Source organism: Rhodopirellula maiorica SM1 (genome assembly GCF_000346295.1).
Lineage (GTDB): Bacteria > Planctomycetota > Planctomycetia > Pirellulales > Pirellulaceae > Novipirellula > Novipirellula maiorica.
Map to the genome: position 1 here is coordinate 1 of NZ_ANOG01000467.1, position 10,897 is coordinate 10,897.

At 54.9% G+C, this 10,897-nt stretch carries 6 protein-coding genes and 1 pseudogene; 4 read left to right on the forward strand and 3 right to left on the reverse strand.

Translation table 11 applies throughout. From position 1 onward, the window contains the following. Window positions 1-490: pseudogene (locus RMSM_RS14700) on the forward strand (hypothetical protein); the annotation flags it as partial. 270 nt (window positions 491-760) lie between these two features. Here the strand turns inward: RMSM_RS14700 and RMSM_RS14705 are convergent. Further along, window positions 761-1,714 (reverse strand): hypothetical protein, encoded by a 954-nt coding sequence (locus tag RMSM_RS14705; protein WP_144057660.1) that lies wholly within the window; start codon window positions 1,712-1,714, stop codon window positions 761-763. Window positions 1,715-2,021: 307 nt separating this feature from the next. On the opposite strand from RMSM_RS14705, the gene RMSM_RS14710 reads away from it, so the two are divergent. The 3 genes from RMSM_RS14710 to RMSM_RS14720 all read left to right on the forward strand — a co-directional run bounded on the left by RMSM_RS14710 (window position 2,022) and on the right by RMSM_RS14720 (window position 9,114). Beyond that, a complete protein-coding gene (locus RMSM_RS14710; protein ID WP_236622142.1) occupies window positions 2,022-3,053 on the forward strand; it encodes a cytochrome c family protein in 1,032 nt (343 codons plus the stop codon). A gap of 356 nt (window positions 3,054-3,409) precedes the next feature. Continuing rightward, window positions 3,410-6,076, forward strand: coding sequence for a secretin N-terminal domain-containing protein (locus RMSM_RS14715; protein ID WP_390173021.1), 2,667 nt, complete (start codon window positions 3,410-3,412; stop codon window positions 6,074-6,076). A 293-nt stretch (window positions 6,077-6,369) separates the two neighbouring features. Beyond that, window positions 6,370-9,114, forward strand: coding sequence for an MMPL family transporter (locus RMSM_RS14720; RefSeq protein WP_008697527.1), 2,745 nt, complete (start codon window positions 6,370-6,372; stop codon window positions 9,112-9,114). 215 nt (window positions 9,115-9,329) lie between these two features. On the opposite strand, the gene RMSM_RS36915 is transcribed toward RMSM_RS14720, so the two are convergent. Continuing rightward, window positions 9,330-9,899, reverse strand: coding sequence for a hypothetical protein (locus RMSM_RS36915; protein ID WP_008697530.1), 570 nt, complete (start codon window positions 9,897-9,899; stop codon window positions 9,330-9,332). Between the two features lie 24 nt (window positions 9,900-9,923). Beyond that, window positions 9,924-10,520, reverse strand: a complete 597-nt coding sequence (msrA, locus tag RMSM_RS14730) for a peptide-methionine (S)-S-oxide reductase MsrA (RefSeq protein WP_390173022.1) — start codon at window positions 10,518-10,520, stop codon at window positions 9,924-9,926. Between the last annotated feature and the right edge of the window lie 377 nt (window positions 10,521-10,897).

Sequence of the window (10,897 nt, forward strand, 5' to 3'; positions counted from 1 at the left end):
GATTCGAGCTGCCATGGCCGAAACGCTCGAACAGAGCAATCACACCTCGGTTCAGCGGCGAATTGAGTCGATCACCGCGGATCAAGACGAACGCGTTCCAGTAGCAAAACGACGCGACAATTTCTTGTCGCCGGTTGCGATCGATGAGCGGTCCGGTGAGATTGGCCCCTGCGTTAGCAAGACGGGCAAACGCTGCAGCGACAAAGGTTTTCTACCGATGTCACTCGAAGATTACCTGGAGACACTCGACTGGACCGCTCGCCAGATTGCACCTGGCAAGCGAGGCAAGACACCGGCAGACCTACCACCGGTGCTCAAGCGACTGGGCTTGGACACCAAGACCTGGTGCGAATTGGTTAGCGACTTTGGCCGGTTGTTTTGCACGGTCGCCGGACGCCCCGAGTGTGTCGATCCTCTGCGCAGCCACCGCACCCACCGCCGCTATCATTTGCGGCGAAGAGCCCGAGAGCTACTCACCCAAGCGGATTAGCTTGCGAGCATCTATTCTTTTCAGGTGTTGAGCGTGGTGACGTGTCGCCGATAGATGAACTTGCGCACGCTTAGTCGCAATGAAACCTAGTTTCGGCGAAATGACCCGCGATCGGCAACGTTTTGATACGGCACACGTCCGTAAATACAACGGATTTCTCTTTAGCACTTCTGTGGGAATCCGCTTTACCCCAACGAGATGCTCTGTCCCTGGGAGAAGAGGCCTGTCCCTGGGAGAAGAGGCCGTCCCTGGGAGAAGAGGTCGGGGGGGTTAGGCGGCGGCTCGGCCGTTGTGGAGCAATCGGATTTCTTCGTCTTCGATTACATGGCAATGGGTGTCGCCGCAAAGCGTTGCGGCGACCCGACGTTCGACGCTCTTTCGCATCGCTTTGTGATACCCAATACTGGCTGTGAACAGCGTCATCAAATCAACGAATCTACGGTTCTCACTCAAATCACTGGGGTCCAGATCCAAGTAGCTGTCCGATCCGAATGAGAACAAGCGACCGTCAATTTCACCAATCGATTTGCCGCCTACTTCGATTTCATAATCCGCCCCAATCGAAATCCAGCGGCGTTTCAACACGACATGCTGCATTCGACCGTCGTCGTAAAACGCAAACGTGAATAGCGATGGGATGCGAAAAGTGCGGTGGTTTTGCTGGATGTAGGTCACACATTCACTGCGTGGCAGCATTACTACCATCGATAGCAAGCTCTTACCCGTGCCGATCGAGTTGTGGATCTCGGTGGTAGTGATCTGCTCGATCGTGCCACACCAACTGGTGCGTTCGTTCGATGTTTTGAACAATTTCAATACCAGTCGGCGTTTTTCAATTGCGCCGGCATCCATCTGCATCACGCAATCCTCCGCCAACTTCTCATCAAGTTGCTTTTGCTGCTTGCTGCTCAACCGACCAGACTTCTTAATCTGCTGTTTCAGCTCGGTGCGTCGTTGGTTCTGCAATACATCTAACGCGTCTTCCATCTCCGCTTTGTCGGCTTTCCATACGTCGGTGCGCAGCCCCAACATATGCGACTTTTCCCAGTCACCTGATTCGGGGTCCTGCTCGGACACCGTACCGACCACGTCCATGTTCGTGGTGAAATGGTTGGTGTCGGCGGTTTTCAGCTTTTGCAACAATTCGACGTTGCTTGGATGCATACCCGGCAACGCCCACATGTCGACATAGCGTCGTCGTTGTTGGGGTTCTTTTGTGCCCATTTGCGTATCTCCCTCCACCTCGATGTTCTCGCTCATCGGCAATGAAACCCCATCACATTGAGCAAAAGTCCCCGCATATTCAGCAGAATCGGAAAAGTTTGTCAAGCGTCAGCGGTTTGTCGTTCACACTCGCAATCCATCCAATACCAGGTGTTCGGAAAACCGAATAATTTGCGTGGCGTTACCGCCTGGGTGCGAAAAACGACCTAGTTTTTCAGTAGCCCAATGTTTTTGCTTCGTCCTCCTTTATCCAAGTCTCAGTGGACGAGGCAGATCCCCCCCTCTGTTTAGGATGGAGACTTTGACGATGCTCGTTCGCTGGACTGTATTGACGACCCTTTGTCTTTTGACGTCGTCGTGCGCCCTTGGCACCACTCCCTCGGCATCCGCGGGAGCTGCGGTTCATCCGGCCAGTCCTGCGTCGCCTCACTTGGTGGTCGGCAATCAGGCGTGCGTGAAATGCCACGCGGCAGAGATCGAAGTCTGGCGAGCAACGCCGCACGCCAAAACCTTTGACGAACTGCACCGTCGACCCGAAGCCAAACAAATCGCCGCCAAGCTCGGCCTGACCTCGATCAAGAACGAAGGCCGCTGTGTGGCGTGTCACTACACCCAACAGACCGACACGGCAACCAATCATACTCATGTCATCGCCGGAGTCTCATGCGAATCGTGTCATGGCCCTGCTAAGCATTGGATTGATTTTCACCAGGATTATGGTGGCGAAGGAATCACGCGGTTGACGGAAACCGAAGCACATCGCCAAGAGCGGATCGCCAACAGTATCCATGCGGGCATGCGTAATCCAGAGAACGTCTTCTTGGTCGCACAGAGTTGTTTGCGTTGTCACACCGCTGCCGACGAGCAACTGGTCAATGTCGGTGGTCACTCGGTCGGTAGCCTCGATTTTGAATTTGTATCGTGGAGCCAAGGACTCGTTCGCCACAACTTTGTTCGTTCCGATGGCAAGTCCAATGATGTCAGCAGCCCCGAGCGATTGAGAGTGATGTTTGTCGCGGGCATGATTGCTGAGTTGGAGGCCGGGCTGCGAGCGACTGCGGTCGCGACCGAAAAGGCGACCTATGGCATCACGGCAGCAAAACGGACCGCTCGCGCCGCCGCCAGACTGAAAAGCGTAGCAGCGAAGGTCAATGTGCCTGTTTTGGATGAGATCCTTCGTGAATTCGCAAGCGTGAAGTTGAAATTGAACAACGCGAATGAATTAACAGGGGCCGCCGACCGGATTGCTCGTCTCGGCTATGCCTTTGCCGATCAGGCCAATCCGGTGGAATTGGCTCCTATGGATGCCTTCATCCCCGCTGCAAATCGATGGAAATGAGCGATTTGCGTTAATTTTTAGCGAGTGGAGAATTGATTTGTCACAGGTCGGGCTATCAGCCATAATGGCGGGGTCTTGGTCTGTGACAATTCCCTTAGGTGTTCTCCCCCGTGCCTTCGCAATCTCTCCCCTTCCTGGCAATCCTCTGCCTTTTGAACCTCGTTGTCGCTGTAGAAGCGTTTTCGGATGATGTCCGGCCAGCGACGCCCGGTAAGCCCCCGGAAGCCAAGGAGGAAAAGAAAGACAGCAAGTCAGTAGAGCCCAAGGACGACAAACCCAAGGTTATCCGGCGCGACCAGTTGCCGGAAACTCAGGCGGCTCCTGAACCAGACGCCTCCGACGCGAGCGATGGCAAAATGCCCATGGTCATCGCCGCAAATCCGGACGAGCTAAAAGCGACGGTCGGCGAAGACGGCCGTGTCGCCTTTCAATTCCGCAACCAACCGTGGGTCGAATTGGTTCAGTGGCTCGCCGAAATTTCGGACCAGCCCTTGGATTGGCTCGAGCTTCCCGGGGACCGCGTCAATCTTTCATCCCCAGGACGCTACACCGTTGCTGAGACGCGAGATCTTTTTAATCGATATCTGCTCGCGCGTGGCTACGCGATCCTGGAACTCGACGGCGGTTTGACGGTTGCCAAGACAGAAACGATCAATCCCGCCATCGTTCCTCGCGTTACTCCCGAAGAGCTCCAAAAGCTGTTGCCTCACGCCTTTGTTCGCGTTTCGCTTGACGTGCAGTGGTTGTCGGCTGAGAAGTTGGCGGAAGAGCTGAAGCCGATGATCAGTTCCAATGGACGCATCACATCGCTGTCGACGACCAACCGCATCGAGGTGATGGACGCCGCGATTAACGTGCAACAGGTCGCTCGATTGCTTGGCGAAGAGTCGGATAACGCAAGTCGCGAGGCGCTCGCACCGGAGTTCAAACTGCGGTACCTGCCGGCCGAAGAAGCGAAGCGGATGCTCGAGCAGTTTCTCGGCGTCGAAAAAAAGAGCGAAGCTCCGATGTCGCCTCAGCAGATGCAGATGATGCAGCAAATGCGTCAGCAAAATAACGGCAAGCCTCCCGTTCCTGAAAAGAAGGTCGAGATCTCGATTGTCGCCAACACTCGGCAGAACTCGGTGATCATTCGGGCGCCTAATGATCGGATTGCAATCGCTGGTGAATTTATCAAACGGATCGATGTGCCCAGCAGTTCTCTTGCGTCGCTGTCGGATGTTCAATCACGAGTCGAAGTGTTCCGCTTGGCATCCATTGATCCTGAGAAATTGGTCGAGATCATTGGCGAAATGAATGTGCTCGAGCCAGCGACCCGTATTCGTGTGGATAAAGAAAACGGAGCGTTGATTGTGTCCGGGTCCGCGGCCGATCGTTTCATTATCCAATCACTCATCGAACGACTTGATGGAAGCGGACGAAATTTCCACGTACTGCAGCTGCGACGACTCGATGCAGGCGAAGTCGCCGAGTCGATCACGTTTTTGATGGGAAAAAAGAAGGACGACGATTCGAGTCGTTCCCGTAGCCGCTATTCCTACTACGGATACGGCTTTGGCCAACCCGAAGAAGACAAAAAGTCGAAAGACGAGTTCCGTGTTGCGGCAAACAACCGTTATCGCCAAGTCCTGCTGTGGGCCAACGAACTGGAAATGGAAGAGGTGCAGTCGCTGCTGATCAAGCTGGGCGAATTGCCACCACCCGGTGGCAGCGACCGTATGCTCCGTGTGATCGATGCATCGGCGAGTCCCGAAACACTCGAGTATCTGCGTCGTCTGCAGAAACAGTGGAGCCAACTTTCGCCGAATCCGCTGGAGTTGCCAGCCGAAAGCCAATTCAGAGGCTTGCAAGAGCAGCAGCCGGATGAATCAAGCGACGAAGAATCAGAGCCCGCCGAACAACAGCCTGATGCGGATACGGATGCCGGCAATTTAGCGGCCGCCCACAATCCGTTCAAAACCGATGCAATGACGTTGGTCCAATCGCCTACGCGTGCTGAATCCAATCCGCCGATCGTGCAGTCGCGAGAAGAATTTGACCGCATGTTTCAAGATGCCGAATCAGAGAAAACGACAGACGGCGGCGGAAAAGCACCGCAACCGATTCGCATCGAATTCGACAAGTCGGGAAATCTTGTGTTGATGAGCCCTGATACCAAGGCGCTCGATCAGCTCGAGAACTTGATGTTGCAAATCGCACCTCCAAAACGTCCCTATCAAGTATTCAAGATTAAACACAGCAGTGCGTATTGGATGCGACTGAACTTGGAGGACTATTTCGCAGACGAGGATGACGCGGACGACGAGAGTGATTCGTTCTTTCGCTGGTATTGGGGAGGCGACGACAGTGACAAGAAAGAGGAGCCGACGGGACTTGGCAAAGGAGCAAAGCTGAAATTTGTGGACGATGTCGACACCAACACGCTTGTGGTCAGCGGAGCGACATCAGAACAATTGCGTACGATCGAAGAGTTGATCGAATTGTGGGATGTCGAGGAACCGGCCAATAAACGCAAATCCCGCTACACTAAACTCGTCTCAATCAAGTACGGCAAGGCAGACCGTATCGCCGAAACGGTCAAGGAAGCTTATCGCGATTTGCTCAGCAGCAACGACAAGACGTTCCAAGGTGGGAAAGGCCAACAAGGCGGCCGCGGCGGCGAGAATGGCGATAAACAGAAAGCATCCAAGAGTCTCGATGGGGGCGGTAGCGGGCTAGTTGAATCCGAAGGTGGGAAAGACGGGGGTGGTGCCGACTTCTCATTCAAAGGCAAATTGTCGATGGGAGTCGACTTGGTCGGCAACACGTTGATCGTCAGTGCGGAGGGCGAACCGCTATTGAATTTGGTCTGCGAAATGATTGACAAGCTTGACCAGGCCGCCAAGCCGAGCGGTGAGGTGCAAGTCGTCAAACTTTCAGGAGACCTCAGCACTGACTCGGTTCAAAATGCGCTGCGTGCTTTCGGGGTCCAGGAGAAACGAGAGCGACGCAGCCAGCCCAACGGCGCGGCGGCTAACGAATAACGTTTTTTGGGTGGCGAGCGATCGGCAGACTTTGTCACAAGCTTCGCCAGCACAAGTGACGAGTTGGGGGCAGCCGAAGTCGGCTCGTCGGTTTTATCGCACCACGATATTGTCCATCGCTTCTCCTCCTCTCTTTCGTGTCATCGTGTGGGGGGCGAGTTCGGTTCGGGGGCAGACATCTTGCGTTTTTCTCGCTAATGTCTTTGGTGCCGTCGGGATTGTCGCACAGCGAATTCGATTGACAGCTGCCCCTTCCCTCCTAAATTACCTTCCTTCTTCCAATTTCGATGCACATGCGCCGTCCTGTTTCGCATCGCTGGGCACAATTCGTCACACGGCGTTGGGGCTGGGTGATGTTGGCGTGGATCGTTGCCGCGGTGGTGCTCCGCATGGCCGCTCCGGCGTGGGAGGATATCGCTCAAGATGGCGACTTCGAGTATTTGCCGGCAGAGTTAACCAGCGTCGCGGGCGGCCGGCTGCTCGATGAAGCCTTTCCGGGCGTTCGCAGTCGCAGCCAGATGGTTTTTGTGATCGGGCGTGACGAAGGAGCGTTGAAACGGTCGGATGAAATTGTGGGGCTCGATCTGCTGCGGCGGTTGTATCACCGATTGGGTGAGGTTAGTTGGCAGCGTGCGATTGCCGAAGGTTATTCCGGTGGCCCGCCAGTCGAAGACACCGCTTCGGGCCATTGGATCAAACTCGCTCGCGAAGCGTTCAGCAATTCAATTCAGATTGACGAGCGGTTCTACGAACGAATCGCCGATGAATTGCCAAAATCGGCACCGACGCTGACGGAACCGCGGATGGCGCTGGCGTACTGGGATCGTGGTCATTTATTGGAACAGTGGGGCGACGCGATCGAAACGGTCGAAGCGGATTATGAAGCCGCACTTATCCTGCAGCCCAACTTGCCCTCGATTGCGACACCGATCGCGGATCGCGACCTTGGTGGTTGGAGCACGCTGTTGGACGTTTTGGCTTGGGAGGACTCGATTGTCGGTTCGCGGCTAAAGAAAGAAGGGGCACGGCTTGCCGTGCTGCAGCTTTCTAGCGAATTGGCGGCGACCAGCAATATCGAAACACTCGAGGCCGTTCAGCAATTAATTGCATCTGTGGACCGCTACAGCATGCGTTACACGCAACCAGGACTGCAGGTTGTCGTGACCGGTTCGGCTGCGGTTGGCGGTGAAACTTTGACGGCGGCTCGTGATGCGATTCGTTACACCGAGTGGATCACCGTGGCGATGATCCTGCTGATTTTGACTTTCGTGTATCGAGCGCCGTTGTTGGTGGCCATCCCCATGATCTCGATCGGATTTGCCGTCGTTGTTTCGATGAGCTTGGTCTCGATTTTGACAAAGTGGTCGATGGACGGCACGGTCCCCGGGTTGGATCTTCGTGTGTTCACAACCAGCCGTATTTTTGTGGTCGTGATCTTATTTGGCGCAGGCACCGATTATTGTTTGTTTTTGATCGCTCGGCTTCGTGAGGAAGCACGTCAAACGGTGTGGCCGGTAGCTTGCCGCAATGCGGTTTCCAACGTGATGGGAGCGTTGATCGGCAGCGCGCTGACAACCGTACTGGGCTTGGGGACGTTGTGGATTGCTCAGTTTGGAAAGTTTCATTACACCGGGCCGATCATTGGCATCTGTTTGCTGGTGGGATTGTTGGTTTGCACGACGCTGACGCCGGCGATGTTGCGAGCGTTGGGGCCAACTGTGTTCTGGCCCACTAAAATCGATATTCGCCAACCCGCGCGTCGATCGCTGCTCGGCCCTTCGTCAAGCCATGCATCCAGTTCCGCGCACGGCGGATTATGGGGATGGATCGCGCTGGTGTTGACGCGGTATCCCGTCACCGCGTTGTCGCTCGGAGGCGTGTTGTTGATCGTCCCCGGAATCTATGGGCTGATCAACGAACGCTCGGTGACCTATGACTTGAGCAGCCAATTGAGTCACTCGGCGGCCAGTCGCCAGGGACTGCGTTTGATGGCGAAGCACTTTAATATTGGCGAGATCAATCCTGTCACGGTGCTGATTGTTCGTCCCGACGATTTGCCGCATGACGTCGTCAAGAAAAACGTCAAGCAACTCGCGTCCAAATTGTACTCACAACCGGGCGTGGCAACCGTGCGGACCGCCGATGACCCGATGGGTGATTTTCCGCCCGATCGGGACATGGGATTGCTGAGCGGAGACGCATGGCGACGCCGTGCATTGCAGAATCATCGGATCGCCCAAGGCTACTTTTTCAGCGAGGTCCCCCAGCTCAAAAATAGATTGGTGCGGCTGGATATCATCATTGAAGGAGACCCATTTTCAACCGAGACGGCATCGCTGGTATTGAATCTACAGCACTTCTTGGAACAGCTTTCCGACGATCCCGAATCGATTTGGAATGGCTCGCGAGTCCTGCTGGCTGGCACCACCCCGTCGATCATTGATCTTCGCCAAGTGACGCTTTCGGATAACCGGCTGATCAAGATCGCCGTGGTCGTGGCAGTCTTTTTGGTCTTGGTTGTTGTTCTCCGGCGTGTTGGGTTGTCGCTCTATTTGATTGTCACTGTGTTGATTAGCTATTACGCGACATTGGGGCTGACGATCCTGTTTTTCCGCGCCGCGTATGGCAGTGATTATGTCGGGCTAGACTGGAAATTGCCGTTGTTCCTGTTTGTGATCTTGGTCGCAGTCGGGCAAGACTATAACGTGTACTTGGTGACGCGTGTGTTAGAAGAACAGCAGCGATTGGGGTGGTTGGCTGCGCTGCGCCGTGCTGTTTCTCGCACCGGAGGCATTATCACCGCGTGTGGGTTGGTGATGGCGGCAACGTTTTTCAGTATGACCGCGTCGGTATGGTTTCCACCTATCGCCACCTTCTTTGGTTTTCCGAGTGAAACAGGGGCGGCATTGCGAGGCATTGTCGAGCTCGGCTTCGCGCTCGGGCTGGGCGTGCTGATCGACACGTTCTACGTCCGCACGATTCTGGTGCCAAGCTTTATCGCAATCGTCGGTAAACGCTCTGCTACGGCGAATACATGACATGGTTGATGGAAATGATGATGCAGGCTGGGTGAATGCCGGGTCGGCGGACGCAGTTGGAAACGTCTCATCGGTCCAATGCAAAAACGATTAGTCAATCGTTTCGGCCAATCCGGCCTACTAAAAGCATGTTGGCTCTATGCGCTGCATATTGGGGCCTGTGGATAGCCTGTTCCACATGTTTGCCGACGTCGGAGACGTCGGGCGACTTTGTGTTAGCGGAGCGACGCCATGTGCAGAGCTTGTTCAGCGGCAGAACCGAAGACGCGTTTGAATTCGGCAGTGGCTAAGTTTTTCAGATGAGGCGACAGCACCGCGATGGCTTGTTGGTATCCCGCAAACGCGGCCGTCGTGTTGCCTTGGCGATATTGCGTGCGTGCATATCGCACTAACGCTTTGCCTTGAAAATCCGGATCAAGATTCCGTGGCGGTGCCGCCCCCGATTTTTCCCGTTGCCGTTCCCGTTGCAAAAACTGTTCGGGGGTACCACCTAAAATCTGCCGATCCATTTCCTTCAGATCGATGATGGTCGCTGAAACGGTTGCCTGAGAAATGCTTTGTGACGAACCGAATCCACGCTGCAGCCCGCTGCGACGTGATCCAAAGGACGCCGAGCGATTGCCGCCCAGGAATGCGGTGCCACGATCGGGGACCACTACGCTGCCGGAGTAAGAAAAGGATTCAATCGATGGCAGCTGAACCGTTTGCGCCGTCGCGACACCGCTGCACAACAGGATCGCCACCGCAGCCTTTAGGATCGCGAAAGAGGATCGGACAGCGGTCATCGTTCGGCTCGCTTGTTCAAAAAATTACTTTTTCAGCATGTCGCCAAATTCGCGATTCGTCTTACGGACTTTGTTTCGCACGACGGCTTGGCAATATCCCGCTGTTGGATTTCGCCGATAATAATCCTGGTGATATTCTTCGGCGGGAAAGAATTTTTCGGCCTTTTCCAGCGTCGTGACGATCGGGCTGCTGTAGTCGCCCGACTTGTTTAGTTTCTCGATGAACTTTTCCGCCGCCTGCTTTTCGGCTTCATCGTGATAAAAGATTGCACTGCGGTACTGAGTCCCCTCGTCATAACCCTGCTTGTTCAAGCTGGTTGGGTCATGAGTTTTGAAAAAGATCTTGAGGATCTGTTCGTAGCTGCGTTTGCTGGGGTCGTAATAGACTTCGACCGCTTCGGCGTGTCCGGTTTGCCCTGTGCATACTTTTTTGTAGTTGGGCTTGGGGTCGGTGCCGCCGATGTAGCCCGAAACCACATCATTGACGCCATCGATTCGTTCGAATACTGCTTCGGTGCACCAGAAGCATCCGCCCGCCAGCGTCGCAACGGCTTCGGTCGGTTTGTCGCCATCGTTGGCGGATTTCGTAGCAGGTTCGTCGGCCACGTTTTGTGACGGCATGACGACTTGGCTGAGTATCAAAGCGAATAGCAGGACCCCGGCCACGTGGGGGCGAAGCAAGAAGACCAAGGTTGAAGGGCGATGATTCATCGTTCGTTTTCGCTAGAGGTGGGTGGAAGCTTTTTTGAAGGCAAGTTTAAGATGGCGGTGTCCCTACGGCTACTCTTTCAATGGCCACTGGATTCCATCTCCCGCTGGGCCAATTCGCCTCAACTACTATCATAGGCAAACGGCTATCGCTTGGCACGGCATTTCTAGGAGCTGAATTTTCGGGGGCGGTGTGTCGAAGTACGCGGCATTCCGGGGCCCAGGCAGCGATTTTAAGCCCGAGATGCTGATTCCGATCACGAAAAGGTACAACGCAAACGATGCAGAGT

What these genes read in the sequence shown, in the direction of transcription:
- msrA (WP_390173022.1), bottom strand. Translation starts at nt 10,520, where the DNA reads ATGCCGTCACAAAACGTGGCCGACGAACCTGCTACGAAATCCGCCAAC.
- RMSM_RS14705 (WP_144057660.1), bottom strand. Translation starts at nt 1,714, where the DNA reads ATGGGCACAAAAGAACCCCAACAACGACGACGCTATGTCGACATGTGG.
- RMSM_RS14710 (WP_236622142.1), top strand. Translation starts at nt 2,022, where the DNA reads ATGCTCGTTCGCTGGACTGTATTGACGACCCTTTGTCTTTTGACGTCG.
- RMSM_RS14715 (WP_390173021.1), top strand. Translation starts at nt 3,410, where the DNA reads ATGCCCATGGTCATCGCCGCAAATCCGGACGAGCTAAAAGCGACGGTC.
- RMSM_RS14720 (WP_008697527.1), top strand. Translation starts at nt 6,370, where the DNA reads ATGCGCCGTCCTGTTTCGCATCGCTGGGCACAATTCGTCACACGGCGT.
- RMSM_RS36915 (WP_008697530.1), bottom strand. Translation starts at nt 9,899, where the DNA reads ATGACCGCTGTCCGATCCTCTTTCGCGATCCTAAAGGCTGCGGTGGCG.